Genomic DNA, 22,126 nt, shown 5'->3' with positions numbered 1-22,126 from the left:
AAATTGCCAACATGAGCATAATAAGAATGAAAAATGCCGCCCGCCCCGCTGAATCAATCTATATTCAAGATAATAATGATACATATTCGTTATTTAAGTTTTAAGGCATGTTTATACTATAATAGATGCATAAGAAAGTTCTAATTTCCGTCCCTTGAACTTCAAAATCCTAGACGGAGGTATCTGTCGATGTCATCTGGCAATTTGCACAAGCAAGACCCTTGGGCTTCCTATTACGGACCCAATCTTGGATATGTCCAAGAACAATATGAATTGTATAAGCAAAATCCCGAATCCGTCGTAGCCGAGTATCGCGAGCTGTTCGAGCAACATGGCGAACCGCCTCAATATGCAGGGCAAACGGCACCAATCGTAGCAGCACAAGCTTCCGGCGGCGCAGCTATCGATGCAAAAGTACTTCAAAACCTAGTAGCGGCTGGTAAGCTTGTATGGAACATACGCGCTTTCGGCCATTTAGCTGCGGATATCGACCCGCTCGGTATCAGTCCGAAAGTAAGCACAAACATGCTTGAACTGGAAACCTACGGCCTGACGCAAGCTGATCTGGCTGCACTGCCGGCAGAGCTTGTCTGGACAAAAGCGCCTGCTGACGTTTCCAATGGCTGGGATGCCATCGAAAAGCTGCGCAAAGCCTATACAGGCACGATCGCTTTCGAATTCAGCCACGTTCATAACGAAGAAGAACGCGCATGGCTGAAGCAGCGCGTCGAGAAAGAAATTCCGGCAGCTAAGCTGAGCACAGACGAGCGCAAGAAATTGCTGACGAAGCTGTTCGAAGCCGAACAATTCGAAGATTTCCTGCAACGCACATTCGTCGGCCAGAAACGTTTCTCCGTAGAAGGCAACGACGTTCTCGTGGCTCTCATTGACGAGATGGTTCATGAGCTGTCCAATGACGGCGTTAAACATATTTTGATGGGCATGGCACACCGCGGCCGCTTGAATATTCTGGCGCATGTGCTTGGCAAGCCGTACAGCAAAATTTTCTCCGAGTTCCATAATGCAACAAACAAGAAAATGAGCCCGTCCGAAGGCTCCATCGGTATCAACTACGGCTGGACCGGCGACGTGAAATATCACCTTGGCGCAAACCGCTCGATCGGTACCGGCGAAACGGTTAAGACCCGCATTACGCTGGCGAACAACCCGAGCCATCTGGAGTTCGTCAACCCGGTTGTCGAAGGCTTTACTCGCGCAGCGCAAGATGACCGTACGGCACCTGGCTATCCGACGCAAAACCTGGATTCTGCTGCAGCAATCATTATGCACGGTGACGCCGCATTCCCTGGCGAAGGCATCGTAGCAGAAACGATGAACTTGTCGCAGCTTAACGGCTATTCGCACGGCGGCACGCTTCATATTATCGTCAACAACAAAATCGGCTTCACTACAGAAAGCCACGATTCCCGTTCGACGCATTACGCAAGTGACGTTGCGAAGGGCTACGAGATTCCAATCGTTCACGTTAATGCAGATGACCCGGATGCGGTTATTACGGCGGCCCGTATGGCAAGCGAATACCGCACGAAGTTCAAAAAGGACTTCCTTATCGACCTGATCGGCTATCGTAAATACGGCCACAATGAAACTGATGATCCGGAAACAACGCAACCAACGATTTACAAAAAGGTAAAAGCTCATCCGACAGTAAGCCGCATCTTCACGGATAAACTGATTGCGGAAGGCGCCCTTACCGAGCAAGAAGCTGAAGGCTTGAAGCAGGAAGTTATCGGCCGCCTGAAAGCAGCTTACGATGAAATGAAGAGCCGCGAAGGCCAAGAGCCTGTTCATCAAACGCAAGGTTTGCCAAACGATCTGGCAGCTGGCGATGCAGTAGCTCCCGTCTCGGTCGAGAAGCTTCGCGAGATCAATGCGAACCTGCTGAAATGGCCGGAGAACTTCACCGTTTATCCGAAGCTGCAGCGCATCCTGGAACGCCGCGCAACTGCTGTGAACGACGGTGAAAAAATGGATTGGGGCCATGCTGAGACGCTTGCGTTCGCATCCATTCTGGCAGAAGGCAAGCCGATCCGGATCAGCGGACAGGACGTTGAACGTGCAACATTCGCTCACCGTAACCTGGTCCTGCATGATGCAGAGACTGGCGATACTTATTGCCCTCTCCACCATCTGCCTGAAGCAAAAGCATCGTTTGCGATTCATAACAGCCCATTGTCCGAAGCAGCGGTTCTTGGCTTCGAATACGGCTACAACGTGCACGCTCCGGAAACAATGGTTATCTGGGAAGCACAATACGGTGACTTCACGAACGTTGCTCAAGTGCTGATCGATCAGTTCATCTCGGCTGGCCGTGCAAAATGGCAGCAAAAATCGAGCCTGATCATGATGCTTCCGCACGGTTATGAAGGTCAAGGTCCGGAACACTCCAGTGCCCGTCTGGAACGCTTCCTGCAATTGTCCGCTGAAGAGAACTGGACGGTTGTGAACCTGTCGAGCGCAGCGAACTACTTCCATCTGCTTCGCCGCCAAGCTTCGATCACAGAGAGCGATGCTGCTCGTCCGCTGATCATCATGGCGCCTAAGAGCCTGATTCGTAACCCGCGCGTTGCTTCGGAAATTACGGAGCTCAGCAACGGATCGTTCAAGACTGTTGTGGAACAGAAGGGTCTCGGTGCTAAGCCGGACCGCGTAGAACGCCTCGTTCTTGCTACTGGCAAGATGGCGATTGATATTGAAGAAGCGATCGAGAAAAACGGCGATCAAAATCTGGATTGGCTGCATGTTGTACGCGTAGAACAGCTGTATCCGTTCCCTGACAAAGAAATCGCAGCGATTATCGAACGCCTGCCGAATCTGAAAGAAATCGTTTGGGTACAGGAAGAGCCGCAAAACATGGGTTCGTGGTTCTACATGGAGCCTCGTCTGCGTAAAATCGCGCCAGCCGCTGCAAGCGTAAGCTACATCGGCCGTCCGGAACGCTCGAGTACGGCAAGCGGCTTCCAGCAAGTACACAGCTTCGAGCAGCAGCACATTTTACTGCAAACATTAAAATATAGTCCGTCGTTGACATATAACACTGGGAGGTAAGCTCACGTGCAACAAATCATAGTACCGGCAATGGGTGAATCAATTACGGAGGGCACAATCTCCAAATGGGTAGTTAAAGTAGGAGACGCTGTTAAACAAGGCGATGTGCTTCTTGAGCTTGAAACGGACAAAGTAAACATTGAAATCAGCGCCGAGTCTGACGGCGTATTGCAAGAAATCGCAAAGAACGAAGGCGACACCGTTCAAATCGGTGAAGTTATCGGCACAATCGGAGCTGGCAGCGGTGCTGCAGCTCCGGCACCGGCTGCTCCTACAGCTGAAGCAGCGCCTGCGCCGGCAGCAGCTCCGGCTCCTGCGGCACCAGCTGCTGCTCCAGCTACGGCAGTGGCAGTTGCTCCAGCACCAACTGCTGGAAGCCAGCTGAATGTTTCCCCTGCAGCGCGTAAGCTTGCAAGAGAAAAAGGCATCGACATTAACGAAGCTCAATCGACGCTTGGACGCGTTGACCTCCGTACTGCGGCTCCTGCAGCAGCACCGGCAGCTCAGGCGCCTGCGGCAAAAGCAGCGCAACCTGAATTCACGTCGAACAAGCCTTTCACGCGCACGAAGATGTCCCGCCGTCGTGCGACCATCGCTAACCGCCTCGTTGAAGCGCAGCATACAGCAGCTATGCTGACAACCTTCAATGAAGTTGATATGACTGCGATTATGGATGTTCGTAAACGCCGTAAGCAATCGTTCCTGGATAAACATGAAGTTGGTCTTGGCTTTATGTCCTTCTTCACGAAAGCTGTTGTTGGCGCTCTGAAAGAGTTCCCTCTTCTGAACGCAGAAATCAACAACGGCGACATCATTGCAAAACAATACTACGATATCGGCATTGCGGTATCGGCAAAAGAAGGTTTGGTTGTTCCAGTCGTACGCGACGCGGATCGCCTGAGCTTCGCCGAGATCGAGAAATCGATCGTATCTCTGGCTAAAAAAGCACGCGACAACTCGCTGTCCCTGGATGAGCTGCAAGGCGGCACGTTCACGATCACTAACGGCGGCACGTTCGGATCGCTCTTGTCGACTCCAATCCTGAATGCTCCGCAAGTTGGTATTCTGGGTATGCACAAAATCCAGCTTCGTCCGGTAGCGATCGACGCTGAACGCTCGGAGAACCGTCCAATGATGTACATCGCCCTCACCTACGATCACCGTATCGTTGACGGCGCAGAAGCCGTTCGCTTCCTTGTGAAAGTGAAAGAAATGCTCGAAGATCCAGAAACTCTTCTTCTAGAAGGCTAATATAGGACGGGCCGTACCTGGTCGTTATGACTTGGGTACGGCCCTTTTTATTTTTATTCTTGCATGGATGGCATCTTTACTGAGACTTTAGCATTCCAAGTAAGCAAGGCCATGATGTCTTTATTGAACCCCGTTATCTTGTTCTTGGCTAAATCAATCTCGATCACGTATTTCAAGCTATTGTCTTTAATGCTCCTGAAGCAGTAATAGGCAATTTTCTTATCCTCGACAAACAATCCTCCATCTTCCTGAAAGTCTCTTGGATTTAAAGCTTCCTTTTCTTGAAGGAACTTATTCGTGATTTCTGAATGAGAATTTACTGTCTTGTCGCTGGGAATACCACCGCTCACTTCCCTCATTTGCGGTTCATTTGAGATTTTCAGCACATCGCCGGTTCCCGCGTTTAATACAAGCTCGTATCTTTCATTATTCGGGGAGGTAATGGTTAGATAAAATAAACCTTCCGGTACTTCTTTAAGACTCTCTTCGGCATTTTGTTTTTCATCCTGGCGTATATCATGTTCTACAAGCTCTTTCAGCGCGTTTAAATCAACGACGGTCACATCAAATTGAACTTCATCCGGCAAAAGCCTAATCCCTAAATATTTTTCGACCGCATTGAGCCCAAGAGATTTTGTTGTTTCTACTGAAAGCACGCCTCCGGTTATTGAAGTTGCGTTATTTTTATTGCCTTCATTATATTTTTTAATCATAAAGACATTCTTCGGGACAGGATCCATAAAGGAACTGCAGCCGGATATGAAAATCAGGAGTGAAGCAGAAGCGAATAGTAACGCCAGCTTGTTCATATGGTCGTTCCTCCCGGCTTGAACGTAATTATAAACGTCGTTCCCCGGTCCGGTTCACTTCTCACGCCGATAGCGGCATTATGCAGACTCGCTATGCTTTTGCATATTGAAAGCCCAAGTCCGGCGCCGTTGTTATTCCTCGATCGGGCTTTATCCGTCATATAGAATGGTTCAAAGATGCGGTCTAGATGCTCGCTTTCAATACCGACCCCTTCATCCTCGATTTCAAGAACATAATTTACGCCTTGACGGAATGCCCGGATTGTTATGTTTTGATTCTCGGATGATGCCTTGATGGAGTTGTCGACGAAGTTAAAAATTAAGGCTTTAATCAAATCCTTTTCCAGTCTCAAGCGTGCATTCTCGCAATGCATGTTAATTGTCATTTGTTTTTCACTTGCTTTCATCTCCAGAACAGGCATAATCTCAGCAAGAATAGAGCAGAAATCCAGCTCCTTCAACGGAAATTCGGATCCCTCAAGCATGATTAAATCCATCAGCTTTAAGGAAAGGGATTCCAGACGCTTCCCCTCCGATAGAATGACGTTTAATCCTTCAAGCAGCTGAGAGGGGTCTATTTTTGCCGTTCTAAGAATGTTCGCATATCCGATTATCGATGTTAATGGCGTTTTTAGCTCATGCGTGAAGTTATCGATGAACAATTGCTTTTCCCGGTTAAGCCGTTCGAGATCCTTGATCTTATCCTCGACAACCGATGCCATTACGTTGAAATTGTTTGCTAATACGCCGATTTCATCTTTTGACCTCGACTCGGCCCGCTCGGAAAAAGCTCCGGCAGCAATAAATTGTGCAGTACGATTAAGACGGTAGATAGGTATCGTCAGTCTTCTGCTGACAAAAAACATAATGAGCATATAAGCTGAACATGCAATGACATCAACCTTCAAATAGAAAAGGTATTGATCAGCATGCTCCTTGTACACGGAAGTAATGTCTTTCATATAGGTAAACGTGTAATCTTTCCGGTTGATCTTCACAAGGTTCGATGTAAACAGAATTGTGCGATTACCGATATCCCACAAAATATATTTAATTTCATCCTCCTTCACCTGTTCCAATTCGTTTCGGTCTACAGGCATCTCGAAATCTGTATTGTTATAGACCGTTTTTCCTTTATCGTTTGTAATCGTCATATAGACGCCTTGATCCCCGACTTTCCCAACGAATCCTTTGGCAATATTCGCGAGTACTTTCTCCTCATACTCTTCGGAATCATAGATAAGGACAATGGGCACGATAGCATTTACGCTAGAATGAATATTCATGTTCTGGCTTAAAGCGTTATTGATTTCACGATTAAGCATCTTGCTATGATTCCGTTCGATAACAATAAAAGATGTCGCGTTAAATATAAGAATGAAGATGACGATCGAGAACGTAAAAATCTTTAGCCAAAACTTCATGGCTAATCCTCCAACCGGTAACCAATTTTGAAAATGGTTTTAATCCGGTCCTGAAATCCAAGCTTTTTGCGCAGCGACTTAATATGCATATCTACGGTCCTCGTATCGCCGTAATAATCGATGCCCCATACTTTATCGAGAAACTGCTCACGCGAAAGCGCGATATTTTTGTTTATAATGAGAACAACAAGCAGATCAAACTCTTTAGGCGTCAGTTCTACAGGCTCGCCTTTTAAAGTAATTAATCGCTTGTCCGGAAACACACGAACATCGTCAATACTAATCTCCGCGTCTTCCTTGCCGTATCTGCGAAGCACGGTTTCAATCCGCGCAAGCAGCTCGATTCCGTCAAATGGTTTTACCATATAATCGTCGGCGCCTAATTTCAGGCCGTTGACTTTCTCGAATACCGCGGTTTTTGCAGTCAAAAAAATAACAGGTATATTTTTGGGCCTGATTTTCTCCATCAGAGTAAAGCCATCAAGCTTAGGTATCATAACGTCCAGAATAATGAGATCGAACCTTTCCCGTTCAAGCATCTCAAGCGCTGCCATTCCATCGTAAACCTGCTCCGTCTGATAATGAACGAGAGTAAGATTCATCTTAATAATGTTCGAAATATTGGGATCGTCCTCGACGATCAGAATTTTTTTGTCCATGGTGCCGGACTCCCCGCTTATCAAGTTATTGGCAACTCTCATTGTATACTTCAAATCTTAAAAGAAGCTGAGATGGACCTGTCCCAAGAGCTGCCTAATAACTCCATTTAACTAACCAATCGTATCAGCGATTAATTTCACGTAAGCTTTGGCTCCCTCTGGCTGCAGATGAACGCCGTCTTTCGTGAACCACTCCGATTTTCCGATGCTTAAAGCGTGCCAATCAATTAATTTCACGTTCGAATGTTCATCCGGCGCTTTGGCCAGCGTCTTGTTCACCGTATCCTGCCAATCTCTTGGGACACTCGTGTTAACAAGATATATTTGCTTATCGTCTCCGATTGTTTCCAAGAGCTCATTCAGTTTTTTTGCGGTAAACGGTCCATTTGTGCCCAGCTCGACCACTACCGCATGCCCCAACTTATTTTCTGACTTCAGTAAATTTACTACTTCAGCAGCATCCGATAATTGCCGGCTGACTTTGCCGTCAACTACGATGCCGGGGATGAGCTTTTCCAATTCCGCCTTTACTCCCACCATTACAGAATCGCCAATCGCTGTTACTCCGCCGGATTCTTGTGTTTCCGGCGCCATGCTGGATGTCGACTCCGGCGTCCCGCTAGGCGTGGGACTCGAAGTAACGTCCGACGTTGTTCCCGTATCATCTGCATTTGCCTCAGTGGTTGGTTCAATGGAATGGACAGGCTGATTGTTTCCTGCTCCCTCGCATGCTGCGCAAATCATAACGATCATAAGGATAGCCGGCAATGTGATTATGCGAATAACTTTTTTCATGGATTTGGATTTCATCTTTTTTTTCTCCTTTTTCTTGTATTTGAAGAGTTTGCCGTTACGAATCGGCTGCTCGAAGTAACGATAAGACAGAGCGGATAAGAGAACAGTCATGATAAATTGAGCAAGCTGATAAAGAAAATTGGAATCTTCATAAGGATTTTTTGGACTCATCAGCACTTGCACCGGATAATGCCATAAATAAATGCCGTAGGAGCGAATCCCGATCCAACGCAGCGGTTTCCAGGACAAGAACTTGCCTATCTTGCTAAACGGGCTCGCTGAAGCGACAATGACAAGTCCGGAAGCCACCGACAGGACAAGCATACCGCCCCTGTACAGCGAATCGTCATATTTGTCTACGCTCACAATCATACAAAGCGAGATACAAAGTCCAATTGCCCCTATAACATCCAGCAAAACGCTTACCCTCCCGAGGGACTCGGCAAGCTTGCGGCTAGGAATGAAAATGGCGAATGCTGCACCAATCAACAGCCCAAATGCACGTGTATCTGTACCATAGTAGACTCTGCTCGGATCAGTCCCCGGCACGTACATGAACGCCATGGCTATGAGAGAAGCGGCTGCAACAACCAAAGTCACTGCTGCCAGCTTACCTCGCGTCGGGAAAGGAATGAAGCGGATTATCCCCCATAGGAACAAAGGCCATAGCAGGTAAAACTGCTCCTCCACCGCCAGCGACCATAAATGGCCAATTGGCGATAACGGACCAAAGCTCTCGAAATAAGAAACTTGCCGGTAGATAAGATACCAGTTGCTCGTGTAGGTTAGGGCGGACAACAGCTCCCCGCGAATATCGGGCAATCTTCCGGGGGCGGTAAGCGCCAGATAGACGGTTACGGCAAACAGCATCAGCAGCAAAGCCGGAAGCAGCCTAAGGGACCGCCTGACCCAGAACCGACGGAGATTGATTCTTCCGGTTCTTCTTCTTTCTTCCAGAAGCAAATCGGTAATGAGGTAACCGGATAAGACGAAAAAAACTCCAACCCCGAGCAAGCCTCCTGATGCCACAGGCCAACCGAAATGATAAGCGATTACGGCGAGTACGGCGATGGCACGCAAACCATCCAGGCCAGGCATATATCGGTTTTTCGTTTGCGGCACATTATTCCCCTCCGTTCCTTGCGTTTGCACCGGAAAGCAATTCTTGTACATATTCTTGCACCTTATCTTCGCTTTTGACGGATAGAATGGAGGCACCATTCACTTTCTTGCTTTCGAGCAGATCCATTGGCGGCACTTGCGCGGTTCCTGCCATTTGAGTTTTGGAGCCAAGGGACGCAAGCTTCAGCATGTTAGAGATATCCAAATTCGTTTGAATATAAGGGGCGGCACTTTCCGCTATTTGTTTCATACGGGACAAATTCCAGCCGGATTTCAGCTTGTCTGCAACGGCTGCAAGCAACTTGCGCTGCCGTTCGGTGCGGGCAAAATCGCTCATTGCGTCATGGCGGAAACGGACATATTGCAGGGCTTTTGTCCCATCCAGTTTTTGCATGCCTTTTTTCAAATGAATATCGTATAAGTTGCCGTCCGCGTTGTCTGTATAATTCATATCCTTCTCTACGTCGAAATCTATACCGCCAATAGCGTCGACCAGTGATTTGAAACCCTCAAAATCGGTATATACATAATATTGAATATTCAGGCCAAGCAAATCCCCCACGGTCTTCATCGCCAAATTTGGACCGCCGAGTGCAAGGGCTGTATTGATTCGTCCTTCACCGTGGCCTTCTATAGATAGCGACGTAAGTATCCCGCAGCACAGAAAACAAACGGGCTTGCTTCGTTAAGGGATTAATCGAAGCTACCAGCAAGGAATCCGAACGCGCGGATTCGTTCTTCATTAATTCCCGGTTATCCCCTCCCATCAGCAGGATGTTAACGGGCTCTGCTCCCGTCCACTCTTCGGGTTTCATGGATTCATCCTCCTGATGCGCGCCGATTTGAAGTTCATTCTTTGGCGCATCAAAACTATCGAGCACCCTGTACACTCCCACACTTTGATACCCGATATAGCCTGAAACAATAAGAATCAAAACAGCGATACTAACCCAAATCATCCATTTCCTTCGAGCCCCTGTTGCTGCTTTATTGCCCACTTTAAGCTCCTCCTTGTCTTCCCTGGTGCAAACACAGTATAGGACGGGGATATATTCGCAATATGGTTGAGTTGTAATGAAGTTGTAAAGTCAGAGGTAAAAAAGGGACGTCCCTTAAGTCATTAAAATGACCAAGGAACGTCCCCTGTTTATTTAAATGCAGCTCATTCGCTCCTGCCGACAGCCCAGAAAAGATTACAAAAAGAAAAAAGGACTGCTGGGTCATCAGCAGTCCTTAAACGGCCCACCCCACAGGGGCGAGCAACTTTGGAACGGAGTAAGTGAATGTTCTGGAGAAGCGGAGCGTTTGCCTTGGTTTTCGGATTCTAACAATAATAAACTTAATTCAAGGAATCCGAAAACCACAGCAATCGTAAGAATATTCACTTACGTAGAGACACCATCTGCGAGCCCACCACTCACTCACTATAATGCACACGGAAAATCATGTCCTGATTGTAGTTGCCGAAGCCTTTGCCAAACAACGTCAGGCCGCCGACATGGACGGCGTTGTCTTCGACGGCAAGACGGAATACCCACTGATTGCGGCTTAAGCCAATCTGGTCGATCCCGATGTCCGAAATTTGCTGGCCATCGATGAAGGTGCCGTTTTTCTGGACGCGGATGATCTTGAGAAGTCCATATTGGTTGACAAAATCCTGCCACCACGATGGTGTATACTTCCCCTTAGCAGCGCCATAATCGCCGGGACTCGTCCACATGCCTATCCGGACACCGTTTAACGTAAATACGATATCTGAAGGCCAGTTCTCGTTATAGCCCGGCGCCTCCGAGCTGATCTCCAGCACAATCTCCAGCTCCTCGGGACGTTGGCCCGGCAGCAGATAGTTTGGGATTCGATACTCGACATAGCCTTTGCCAAACCATAGAATACCGGCATTCATCCGCTCCGGCTCGATGAAATACCTCGGGTCGTCGAATTGACCGATAACCTTCTCCGTAGTCGCAATGCCGCAGGTCGGATACACCTCAAACTCGGTAAAATGTCCGACCGGTATGCTGATCTCATGAGTTTTCTTCGGTATAAAACCGGCCTGCGGCAGATCAATCTGGATCCGGGAGGCGGAAATCTCGCAAATTTTATGCGTGCCACCCTGCTTGCGGACCATCTTCGTCTGAATGACATTCGCCTGCTCGAGCTTGCGGACATGCATCGTGACGATGGCACTGCTTAACCCAAGCGCGGTAGCCAAATCCTTCACGTTCATCGGCTCAGGGGCTGCCGCAAGCAGATCCAGAATATTTAATCGTACAGGACTAGCCAGTGCTTCATAAAGCGGAAGCCAGGCAAGGTCTGTATCGGCTTTGATTAACATGGTTCACATCCTGTTACCTAAAGTTTGATGCGAATGACGTTCCAGGAGGCTTTGCCAAGCGAAGTCTCGATCGTCCCGTTCTGCTCAAGCTTGGCATTGCCGTTAGCGTGAGGCTTCACACGATCCGGATTAGCCGCTGTATTAACAGCCTTCAGGTCGTCATTCTCAAGGACAATATGCTCGATTACGCGGAACGAGCCAAAACTGCGAAGATCAATTTCAAACGCTCTTGCATTGTCCAGATCGCGGTTAACTGCAAATACCGTTACTTCTCCAAGCTCTTCGTTATGAACCGCAACGGCTTCCACATAAGGAACATCCGTATAGTCCTTGGAGTCGTATTTATCCGACTTAAGCAAAGGCACGAGCACCGTACCGCGTCCAAACACGGATGCATGCATGTACGGATAGTAGATCGATTGCTTCCAGGCAGCTCCGCCGTTCTCGGTCATGATTGGCGCGATAACGTTGACGAGCTGAGCGATACAAGCCATCTTCACCCGGTCCGCACGCTTCAGCAGGCTGATTAGCATACAGCCGACAACAAGCGCGTCCTCATGCGTATAAATATCCTCCAGCTGCGGCGGTGCAATGGACCAAGGCTCAATCTTGCGGTCGCTCTCATTGGAATGGAACCAGACATTCCATTCGTCGAAGCTGAGATTAATGTTCTTCTTGCTCCGCTTTTTCGCTTTTACAAAATCGGCTGTAGAAATAACGGTCTGAATGAAGGAATCCATGCCCATGGATTGGGCCAGGAAGTTCGCCGTATCCTTATCTCTATTTCCATAATACTGATGCAGCGAAATGTAATCAACGTTATCATACGTCAAATCCAGCACCGTAGCTTCCCAATCCGGGAAGGTTGGCATGCCAAGCGCCGAGCTGCCGCAGGCAACCAGCTCAATGGTTGGATCAACCCAACGCATTACCTTTGCCGTTTCATTGGCGATACGGCCGTATTCCACGGCAGTCTTGGCGCCAATCTGCCATGGGCCATCCATCTCGTTGCCCAGGCACCAGGTTTTCACCTTATGCGGATCTTTATAACCATGCTTAATGCGCAGATCCGACCAATAGGAACCGGAAGCATGATTGGAGTACTCAATCAGATTGCGTGCTTCCTCCGGTCCGCGGGTTCCGAGATTAACAGCCATCATCGCCTCGGTATTCGCTTTTTTACACCAGTCAACAAATTCATTAAAGCCTACCAGGTTCGGCTCGACCGTGCGCCATGCCAGTTCAAGACGTTTAGGACGGTCAGCAACCGGGCCAACCCCGTCCTCCCAGTTGTAACCGGATACAAAATTACCGCCAGGGTAGCGGACAATCGGCACGTTTAATCCTTTTACAAGCTCAAGCACATCGGAACGGAAGCCTTGCTCGTCTGCGGATTGATGGTCAGGCTCATAAATACCGCCATAAACCGCACGCCCCAGATGCTCGATAAAAGAGCCATAAATTCGTTTATCTACTTCTCCAACGATAAAATCTTTGTCAACGATCATTTTTGCATGGTTCGCCATTAAAGAATCACCTCGTGAAAAATGGAATTTTAGGAAGAATATCTTTATTAAACACCAGTGAGTGCAATAATTCAATAGCGAATTCAAATATAGATAAATTAATAAATACATTAATCCTATATCTATAAATTCCCTCTACCTTCCTGATATGCCCATTATTAAGAAGTTCTTTATTGAGTCTGCCGCTTGTTTCGACTAAACTGGGATCAGCAGGTAATTTTCCAGATGGTTCGCCATTTATCGCAGGAGATGAAACACAAATGCCCAGCAACATTCGCTCACTCGACGATGCAGCCGGACATGTCTTACAGCTATTGACCCGATTTTTTCATGTCGACACTCTCTTCATCGCGATTAAAGAAGGATCAGGCCACCGGATTGTACAAGCCTATAACCGCAAGGATGTGATCGTACAAAGCGGAATGACCTATCGCACGGATGTCAGCACGATTATCGGACAACGATCAACCTATTTTGTCCCTATATCTGCAAGTGATCATTTGATTCATGGCGCGATCTATCTGGTTGACCGGGATCGCTTATCCCTTAGCGGGGATGATGTTACGGTCCTGAATTCCATGGCTGCGCTGCTTGGCTACACCATTGATCTGGAATACGCAACGGTCACAGACAGTCTAACCGGGCTGTACAACCGTAGATTTCTGGATGAGTTATTTCAGCGGCATACTGATGCTCCGCTTGGCGTCATATTTATCGATCTGAATGAATTCAAACAGATTAATGATAATTACGGCCATGATTTTGGTGATCTGTTACTGATTGAAATCGCCAAACGGCTCAAGCAGCAAATTCGACAAAGCGACCGTATCATTCGTTATGGAGGCGATGAATTCATTATTTGCTTCCAGAACTTGAATGAAGAAAACGGCGTTCGGGCTGTTTACGATAAGATCAGCGCCTCTTTCCTTGATCCGTTTATCATTAACGGTCAGCCGGTTTTTATATCGCCCAGTATTGGGGTCAGCTCTAACCAAGGCCGGTATGCCAGCCTTAAACAGCTGATTATGGACGCCGATCAAGCGATGTATCAGATGAAGCAAACAAGAAAAAAACCTTGAAGATAGAAGCTTATCTCCAAGGTTTTTTGCCGTTTATCCAATGACTCCGTTGACCGCTGTCCATATGCCCGTAACCAGGATCAGCCATAACGCAATTGTTTTGAACAGCCGTTCATTAAGCTTTCCAACCGCTTTGATCCCGATGATCACCCCGAGAATTAGCGCAGGAACCGACCACCCGACAGTCTCCACGGAGGTCTGGTTAAGCAGTCCTTCATACACGTAGGTCCCTATCGTAATGATGTTCAGGATAAGAGCATAGGCCGTTATATTCGCCCGGAAAGTCATCTTGTCGAGGCCTTGATTGGTCAAAAAGAGGGCTACCGGAGGTCCGCTCATCGAAATACTCCCGTTCAGGAAGCCGCTTAATGCACCAACAGGCGCATACGCGATCCGGCTGAGCGGAAAGCTTCTTCCGCTCAGCATCAGGATCGATACAACGGCTACAAGCAAGCCTGCGCCAAGCTTCAGCGAATGGGCGGGAACATAGATCAGCGCATAGGTTCCAAGCGGTGCGGCAAGCAGACTGGCAATAAGAAGCGGCCAAATCTGCTTGATCCGGACATGCTTTCGGCTGCTGTACAATACGGCAATATTGGTCAGCAAACTTAATACAACCACAATCGGTACAGCCTGCTGCATCGGCATCAGCTTCACAAGCAGAGGCATGGAGATCAGGGCAAAGCCAAAGCTCGTAAGTCCTTGGACAAAGCCCGCAAGCAGAACAATCATAAATACAAATACAAGTTCATCAAGCTGCATTTCAAAACTCCTGATTCTATTTAAGCAAGCGGTAGATCACTTCCGCTGCTTCCGCACGTTTCATCGAGGCTGCCGGCGCAAACCGGTCATCACCGCGTCCCTTCAACAGTCCTTGCTCATAAGCCCATTGTACAGAAGGCAGCGCCCAATCTGCAATCGACGTTTCATCCAGGAACGGGAGATCAACCCCAGCCACTGGTTTTGCAGAACCCGGATGACTAATCTCATAAGCCTTTTTCAGCATAACAGCCATCTCCTGGCGTGTAATTGAACCGTTTGGTTCAAACAGCTCTGCCGACCGTCCTTGCACAAGACCCGCTTTATAAGCAGTAGATACGCCGTCAGCGTACCAGGCTGAAGCTGGCACATCGCTAAAGTGCAAGGTATGATCGCTGCTGCTTGCAAGCTTCAATGCGCGAACGAGGATCGACGTAAATTCCGCACGGCTAATTACACGTTCCGGTTCAAAGCTTGTTGCGGAGATACCATTCACAATCTGCTTTGCCGAAAGGGACGTAATGGCTTGCGCTGCCCAGTGACTGCCTGGCACATCCGTATAGGACTTTTTCACTTCAAGCAATCCATATGGGCTAAAATGCTCTACCGGAGCTTCCCATACGCCATTAACCAATTGTCCGCCAGCATATTGGATCGTTCCGTCTTCGGCGATATAATAGATGCCGGTAAGTTCCGCATTACCATTTTGCAATGCCTTCATCCGTAAGGTGAGCGGGCTGCCAAACCTAGACAACTTCTCTACTTTACCGGATTCGTCAGTAACGGACAATTCAAAGTCATAAATCGTACCAAGTGCTTTCACGTCCACACCTTTGCTGCTATCAAGCAGCTTATCCACGGCTTCTTCCTTTACAGGCACAAAGCTTAGGGTAATTTTGCTCCCCGCTTCCGTCTTCAGCTTTCCAAGCAGATCAGCAATAACCGCCGAAGGGATTGTTACCGACAAGTCTCCTGTTGCAAGTGTGATTGGCCCCTTCTCCAATTGATCATACAAACCGGATGACAGAACAGCCTGCGTTGTTCCTGCCGGCAATGCAACCGAATAGCCGCCTTTTCCGTCTGCGGTTAGTTGCGAAGGGGTGATGGTTGCAACGCCATTATTGCCATTGCTATTACCGTTGCTGTTGCCACCGTTTCCACTATCCGTACCACCAGGCGGCAGATCGCCAACTCTAACCAATGCCATATCATCCATGTAGCCCCAAGCGCCAGCCGGAGCATCTACATCAAAGCCAAAGGAAACTTTCCCGTCTCTCACTTCAATATGGCCGACCGTATAGGAATGCCAGTCATTCCAGCCTGTATTCACCACATCGGTAGTGTAGGTTTTCCCGCCGGATTTTGCGATCAAAGCAATCTTCTGATCATCGTAGACACCTCCGGACGCCGATGCGCGAAGCTCATATACACCGTTCTCAAGGTTCTCAAGCGACTGCGTTACTGTGTACTTAAACGCCGTACCAAACCAATAATTTAGTGCATATTCACCTGATTTGGCATTAGCTGCATTATGCTCAACCTTTACCGCACCCGTCTCCCCGGTTACTGTCCATGGTGCAAGAGCGCCGCTCTCAAAGCCGGGATTTTGCACAACGTTAACTTCTGCTGCTTCGACCTTTACCAGCTCAAGCTTGTCAAAATAGCCCCATGCTTCTGCAGGACCGCTCACGCTGATACCAACCTTCACCTGACCGTCCGCAATTTGAATATCCCCGATCGTATACTGCTTCCAAACGTTATAGCCGGCATTCGTTGCCGGAGTGCTATAAGTCTGGCCGCTAGTCTCTGCCGTTAGCGAAATGACCTGCTCCGCATATTCCCCGCCGGATGCATAACCACGGAGCTCATAGGTTCCGTTCTCAAGGCCGGTTACCGTTTGGGCTACCTGATAGGAGAAAGGGGAACCCGACCAATAATTCAAGGAATATTCGCCGGATTTGGCATTACCCGCATTATGTTCGATCTTCACAGCTCCGGAATCGCCCGTTACCGTCCAATCCGCTAGTGTACCGCTCTCGAAGCTGCCGTTCTTCAGCAGATTCGGGCTTCCCGTGACCGTAATCTCAACAGAGGTCCGAAGATCCGTGCCCGTTACATCGCCTTCAATCGTAAATGTTCCCGGTGTATTCAGCTGCTCCGAATCAAATTCGTCCCACTCAACGGCTATCGCCGTGATTGTGCCTTCGTTATAGAGCACCTTCGTGTCTGCCGGCAGCACCAGGACATCCCCTGTCGCAATCGTGACTGGAGTTGCCGGGTAGACGAGAATCGGATCAACCGTGCCGATACTTCCCGGTACATATTGGAACGCGTCCAGTGAAGCAAGAGCATTGCCTTCATAATCAAACATCGCCTGATTCTCCCAGGCATTGCCCTCGCCTTGCTTCCAGCCTACTCCCGCAAGCCATGCCGGCTCCCAGTAGAAGACGCCAAGACCAAGTCCGTCTTGAACATGCGCTACGGTATTCAGCACGGTCTCGGTTACTAGCTTCTGATTGGCAACCGATGCTTCGAAACCAACCAGCTTTGTTTCATTCTCGCCAACCGTATTGGGATGATCGTCACCGTTCTCCAGCGTATTCGGGTAAGACGTCTCCGCAACGACGATCTGCTTGCTGTATCTTGCCGCCACATCATCCATATTGGACTTGAGCTGCTGGAACGTGCCATGCCAGAACGGATAATAAGACATGCCGATAACATCGTAATCTACGTCACGCGCTTCCATAGCGTCAAAGAAGCTGCGGAACTTGCCGTTATTGCCGCCTTCCGCCAAGTGAAGCATGATTTGAGTCGTTTGGTCATTAGGCGTTGTATCCCTTACCGCTTTCACGCCTTCGCTAATGAGCTGAGCAAGATTATCCATATTACCGGTCGAGCCGTCGGGCAGCAGCATGCCGCTGTTAATTTCATTGCCGATCTGCACCATATCCGGATAAGCGTCCGCTGCAGCCAGTTCGCTCATCACCTCTTGCGTATAGTTATACACCGCCGTCTTCAGATCGGCGAAGCTGAGATCCTTCCAGGCCGCCGGCTTCACCTGCTGTCCCGGATCCGCCCAGAAGTCAGAATAATGGAAGTCCAGCAGCAGCTTTAGGCCCGCAGCCTTCACCCGTTCCGCCATCGCCAGCAAATGCTCTTTGTCATTGTAACCATCCGCTTGCACCGGATCATTCCAGAGGCGAAGCCGAACATAATTAACGCCATGATTTTTCATGATTGTCAGCAGGTCCTGCTGAACGCCTCCATCGTAAAACTTCACATTCTTGTCCTCAAGCGCCTGCAGCGTCGAAATATCTACGCCTTTGATAAACGTGTCGGGATCGGACAAATTACTCTCCGCTGCCTCGGCTTTCTTCACCGGCCCCACACCCAGTAGCGATGTAAGCGCTAACGCAAATATAAAAAATAAAAGAATGCCTTTTTGTGCCATTCGTTTCATCCTTTTTCCTCCTTTGAAGGTTTTAAAAAAGGAGGAGACATTAGTCCCCTCCTACTACCGGTAAGAAGTGTCATAATTGAGAACGGTTTTGCGCGAGGAAAAGTGGTGTCCACTAAGGAGCGTAAGCGTTCGCCTTTGTCTGCGGGAAATCTCCTTTGAAAGTTAAATTCAAATTTCCTGCAGACAACAGCGACCGAAGGGGATACCACTTACCTGCGCAACTCTCGTTCTCTTCAGTTTATTGAGCCGCCAAAAACGCGTCGATCTGCTTCTGCAGCTCTGCCTGCACTTTCTCGATACCAGCCGCTTTCAGCTGCGCAATCAGATCCGCTTGGCCTTTGTCGATGTCCTTGATCAGGCCGTACTCGAGCGGAATCGCATAACGGAGCATAACGTTGCCAACGTTAGCGACTTCGTTTTTCACATTGGCATCGTTAAAGACGAAGGTTTCAAGCTTGAAGTGATATACCTTTTGCTCCCAGTCTTTTGCAATCGCATCCGCTTCAGCCGGATACGAGGCATCCTTACGGTTCAGCGGGGAGTTCGAGCCCCAGTTGGAGAAGCCCGTGTAGTTAGGTGTGCCAGGCAAAGCGTTAAATTTGTCATCGCCTACCGGCTCATAGTTCGTGCCGGCAATGCCGTACATGAACAGGTCGTGAATCTCTTTATCATTTTGCAGCAGGTCAAGCACCATCAGCGAACGTTCTGCTTTCTTCGACGTTGCATGAATCGCAAAGCCGTTTTGCGTCGAGATCGCCGCGATTTTCTTGTTGTTAGGCGTCAAATCCGCAATAGCCAGCTCAACATCCGGCTGCTCGCGTTTCAGTTCGGCCAGGTTCATCGCTAAAGTACCAAGGTTATGTGAGTAAGAAGCGGTTTTACCAGCTTTCATGTCCTGCCATACGTCATTTTTGTTGGAGACGATGTTCTTGGACCATGCACCGTTATCCGCCAGATCTTTATAATAAGCAAGAAGCGATTTGAATTCCGGTGTGTCATAAATGTTGAATACTTTGCCTGTCGCATCATCCAGCTTGTAAGCAAGCGGCATGCTGTAGTCTACCAGGTTGAAGTCGTTCGCCTGCTCGAGCAGGACTTGGTCAAGCTCATGCCATTTCCAGCCGTCAGCGCCTTTTGCGTTAAAGCCGTTGATGCCTTTTTCGTTAGCCGCAATCGCCTTCAGGTATGCTGCATAAGTCTCAGGGCTGTTAACCGGCTCGAGATTATATTTTTTGCGCAGATCTTCGCGGATCAGTACCGCTTTGTCCGTTACTTCAGGGTTATTGTTTGGCACCATGAATTGCTTGCCGTTCACCTTCGACTGCTCCCAGGCAACCGCAGGCATTGCTTTCATCGTAAGCGGCATAAATTTGCTTAGCATATCGTCGGTCAGCTCCATAAAGCCGCCTTTAAGCGCCTGGTCGTTATAGAACGCCCAGTTTGCTGTATAAGCAATGTCGAAATCTTCATTCGCTGCGAATTTCAACGGATACTTCTGCGTCCAGTCCGCCCAGTCGAGGAACTCGGCTTCAACGGTTGCGTTTACTTTTTCTTTCAGCTTTTTGTTCAGCTCTCCGAAGACAGCATCATAATCAACGGGTTTGCCGCCAACCATGAGCATTTTAATCTTGAGCTCTTCGGATGTGTCGACAGCGCCGGCATCAGCCGATGCAGCTGGAGATTGCGATTCTGCAGCCGGCGATTGTGTCGCTTCTGCATTTGTTCCACCGTTATTACCATTGTTGTTGCCGCATGCACCTAGAACTGAAGCAGACACGATAAATGTTGCTGCCAGCATCATGGCCGATTTTTTGTTTCGCATGTGTATCCCCCTAATAATGGTAGTCATGTATGATAACCAGGTTGCCCTGAGGTCATCCTATCCTTTCACTGCGCCAAGCGTAAGACCTTGCACGAAATAACGTTGAATGAACGGGTAAGCGAGCAGGATTGGCCCGGTTGCGACAATGGTCATCGCCATCTTCAGGCTCTCGGTCGGAATGTTCGTCGTCACGACAGCTCCTGATGCAACCATCGCCTTGCGCATGCCATCCATGTTGCCAAGCATCTTGTACAAATAATACTGCAGCGGCATCAGCTTCTCATCGCTGACAAACAGCAGCGCGTTGTACCAGTCATTCCAGTAAGCCAAAGCGATGAATAAACCGATGGTGGCAAGCACAGGCTTGGACAAGGGCAGGATCAGCTGGACGAAAATGCGAAAGTCCCCTGCGCCGTCGATCTTGGCGGATTCGGTAATCGCCTCCGGAATACTGCTCATGAACGTTTTCATCACGATAATATAGAACACGTTCAGCAGCATCGGGAGGATAAGCACGAGCAATTTGTCTTTCAAATCCAGATACGTAACGATCAGCATATACCAGGGTACAAGACCTCCGCTGAACAATGTCGTAAAGAAGAAGAAGAAAGCAAACTGGTTGCGCCATCTGAAATCTTTCCGCTGCAGGACGTAAGCCGTCATCGCCGTTACGAATAATCCGACCAGCGTTCCGATAGCTGTCACCATAATGGTGACCCCATACGCCCGAAGCATCTGCTCCGGATATTTGAACAGCATGCTGTAGGCCTCGGTGGACCACACTGCCGGTATGAGCTGATAACCTTTCTCCACAATGGAGCTTTCCTGCGATAATGAGGATGATACGACGAGCAGGAATGGTATGAAGCAAATGACAGCCAAGAGCGATATAAAGATATAGCCTATCACTTGCAGCAGCACAATGTCCGCCTGACGTTTAACCCCGCTTTTCCCTGTTTGGGCAATTGCACTCATTGTAATCCCTCCTCAAAAGAATTAGCACACAAACAGAGTGAGTTAGGCTGTTCGTGATAATTCTTGCTTCGTAAGCATGTGTTTTTAGAACAAAGCATGATCTTTGTCGTATTTGCGTACCGCATAGTTAGCCAGCAAGATCGTTGCAAAGCCAAGCACGGATTGATAGAAGCCGGCTGCCGCCGATAATCCGATTTCGTTCGAGGTCGTCAGCGACCTGAAGACGAAAGTATCAATAACGTCAGTCGAGGAGAACAACAAGCCATTGGTGCCGACCATATTGTAGAACATCCCGAAATCGCCTCTGAAAATATTGCCGACCGCAAGCAGCACCAGAATAATAACGGTTGGGAACAGGTTCGGCAAGGTGATATGCCAGATCCGCTGGAAGACGTTCGCTCCGTCAATCTCAGCTGCCTCATACATCTCATTGTCGATGCCCGTAATCGCTGCCAGATACATCACCGAGCCGTAACCAAGCGTTTTCCAAGCGGATACAAGGACGAGGATAACTGGCCAGTACGAAGGCGTGTTGTAAATATCGACAGGCTCCATCCCAATCGCTTTCAGCATAACATTCAGCGTACCCACATCGTAGTTGAACAAATTGTAAGCAATAGCGCCTACGACTACCCACGATATAAAGTAAGGCAGGAACAGCATCGTCTGCGAGAACTTGCGGAACCATTTGCCCACGGCTTCGAAGAGGAGAATCGCCGCTGCAATCTGCAGCACGTTGTTGACGATAATAAAGGCGATGTTATAAAGCGCCGTATTCCTCGTTACCATCCAGGCATTGCCCGATTCGAAGAAAAAGCGGAAGTTGCTGATTCCATTCCACGGACTTCCGAATATGCCTCCCGTGTTGTTGTATTGTTTGAATGCAAGCACGATGCCGGCCATTGGGACATAAGCGAACAGTATAAAAAACAATACCGCTGGCGCGAGCATGAGCAGCAGCGTCTTGTTCTGAAGGGCATAACCCCAAAATCCGCGTTGCTTCATTCGTTTTCTCCTCCTGTATGATCTCTCTCATGT

The 22,126-nt window shown here is 48.7% G+C and carries 16 protein-coding genes; 3 read left to right on the top strand and 13 right to left on the bottom strand.

From position 1 onward, the window contains the following. Nucleotides 1-189 precede the first annotated feature (189 nt). Both BM200_RS12040 and odhB read left to right on the top strand, forming a co-directional pair. A complete protein-coding gene (locus BM200_RS12040; protein WP_091185488.1) occupies nt 190-3,069 on the top strand; it encodes a 2-oxoglutarate dehydrogenase E1 component in 2,880 nt (959 codons plus the stop codon). A 6-nt stretch (nt 3,070-3,075) separates the two neighbouring features. Continuing rightward, a complete protein-coding gene (gene odhB, locus BM200_RS12035) occupies nt 3,076-4,320 on the top strand; it encodes a 2-oxoglutarate dehydrogenase complex dihydrolipoyllysine-residue succinyltransferase (RefSeq protein WP_091185485.1) in 1,245 nt (414 codons plus the stop codon). A gap of 53 nt (nt 4,321-4,373) precedes the next feature. On the opposite strand, the gene BM200_RS12030 is transcribed toward odhB, so the two are convergent. The 8 genes from BM200_RS12030 to arfA form a co-directional block, all read right to left on the bottom strand. Continuing rightward, complete coding sequence (locus tag BM200_RS12030; RefSeq protein WP_091185484.1) at nt 4,374-5,129, bottom strand: hypothetical protein; 756 nt, start codon at nt 5,127-5,129, stop codon at nt 4,374-4,376. Then, a complete protein-coding gene (locus BM200_RS12025; protein WP_091185482.1) occupies nt 5,126-6,553 on the bottom strand; it encodes a sensor histidine kinase in 1,428 nt (475 codons plus the stop codon). The genes BM200_RS12030 and BM200_RS12025 overlap by 4 nt, the downstream gene beginning before the upstream one ends. Before the next feature lie 2 nt (nt 6,554-6,555). After that, nucleotides 6,556-7,212 (bottom strand): response regulator transcription factor, encoded by a 657-nt coding sequence (locus BM200_RS12020; RefSeq protein ID WP_091185480.1) that lies wholly within the window; start codon nt 7,210-7,212, stop codon nt 6,556-6,558. A gap of 111 nt (nt 7,213-7,323) precedes the next feature. Beyond that, a complete protein-coding gene (locus BM200_RS12015) occupies nt 7,324-9,129 on the bottom strand; it encodes an acyltransferase family protein (RefSeq protein ID WP_245772984.1) in 1,806 nt (601 codons plus the stop codon). Between the two features lies 1 nt (nt 9,130). After that, nucleotides 9,131-9,700 carry an LCP family protein gene (locus BM200_RS30355; protein ID WP_245773017.1) on the bottom strand — a complete coding sequence of 190 codons (570 nt, stop codon included), beginning with the start codon at nt 9,698-9,700 and terminating at the stop codon, nt 9,131-9,133. A gap of 46 nt (nt 9,701-9,746) precedes the next feature. Next, nucleotides 9,747-10,127 carry a hypothetical protein gene (locus BM200_RS30350; RefSeq protein ID WP_245772983.1) on the bottom strand — a complete coding sequence of 127 codons (381 nt, stop codon included), beginning with the start codon at nt 10,125-10,127 and terminating at the stop codon, nt 9,747-9,749. Between the two features lie 419 nt (nt 10,128-10,546). Beyond that, on the bottom strand, nt 10,547-11,464 hold the full coding sequence (locus BM200_RS12005) for an ArsR/SmtB family transcription factor (protein ID WP_091185476.1): 918 nt from the start codon (nt 11,462-11,464) through the stop codon (nt 10,547-10,549). A 17-nt stretch (nt 11,465-11,481) separates the two neighbouring features. Next, on the bottom strand, nt 11,482-12,990 hold the full coding sequence (gene arfA / locus BM200_RS12000) for an arabinosylfuranosidase ArfA (RefSeq protein WP_091185473.1): 1,509 nt from the start codon (nt 12,988-12,990) through the stop codon (nt 11,482-11,484). Between the two features lie 260 nt (nt 12,991-13,250). Between arfA and BM200_RS11995 the strand changes: the two genes are divergently transcribed. After that, a complete protein-coding gene (locus BM200_RS11995; RefSeq protein WP_091185472.1) occupies nt 13,251-14,069 on the top strand; it encodes a GGDEF domain-containing protein in 819 nt (272 codons plus the stop codon). Between the two features lie 33 nt (nt 14,070-14,102). On the opposite strand, the gene BM200_RS11990 is transcribed toward BM200_RS11995, so the two are convergent. The 5 genes from BM200_RS11990 to BM200_RS11970 form a co-directional block, all read right to left on the bottom strand. Beyond that, on the bottom strand, nt 14,103-14,831 hold the full coding sequence (locus BM200_RS11990) for a sulfite exporter TauE/SafE family protein (RefSeq protein ID WP_091185469.1): 729 nt from the start codon (nt 14,829-14,831) through the stop codon (nt 14,103-14,105). Nucleotides 14,832-14,847: 16 nt separating this feature from the next. Beyond that, nucleotides 14,848-18,291 (bottom strand): glycosyl hydrolase 53 family protein, encoded by a 3,444-nt coding sequence (locus BM200_RS11985; protein WP_091185467.1) that lies wholly within the window; start codon nt 18,289-18,291, stop codon nt 14,848-14,850. A gap of 238 nt (nt 18,292-18,529) precedes the next feature. Continuing rightward, nucleotides 18,530-20,113: an ABC transporter substrate-binding protein gene (locus tag BM200_RS11980; protein ID WP_091185464.1), complete on the bottom strand. Its 1,584-nt coding sequence runs from the start codon at nt 20,111-20,113 to the stop codon at nt 18,530-18,532. Nucleotides 20,114-20,170: 57 nt separating this feature from the next. Next, a complete protein-coding gene (locus BM200_RS11975; protein WP_091185462.1) occupies nt 20,171-21,088 on the bottom strand; it encodes a carbohydrate ABC transporter permease in 918 nt (305 codons plus the stop codon). An 84-nt stretch (nt 21,089-21,172) separates the two neighbouring features. Then, nucleotides 21,173-22,093 (bottom strand): ABC transporter permease, encoded by a 921-nt coding sequence (locus tag BM200_RS11970; protein ID WP_091185459.1) that lies wholly within the window; start codon nt 22,091-22,093, stop codon nt 21,173-21,175. Nucleotides 22,094-22,126 lie beyond the last annotated feature (33 nt).

Source organism: Paenibacillus catalpae (genome assembly GCF_900112695.1).
GTDB lineage: Bacteria > Bacillota > Bacilli > Paenibacillales > Paenibacillaceae > Pristimantibacillus > Pristimantibacillus catalpae.
The sequence above is the reverse complement of the archived record's forward strand: the minus strand, read 5'-3'. Positions and strand labels throughout refer to the sequence as shown.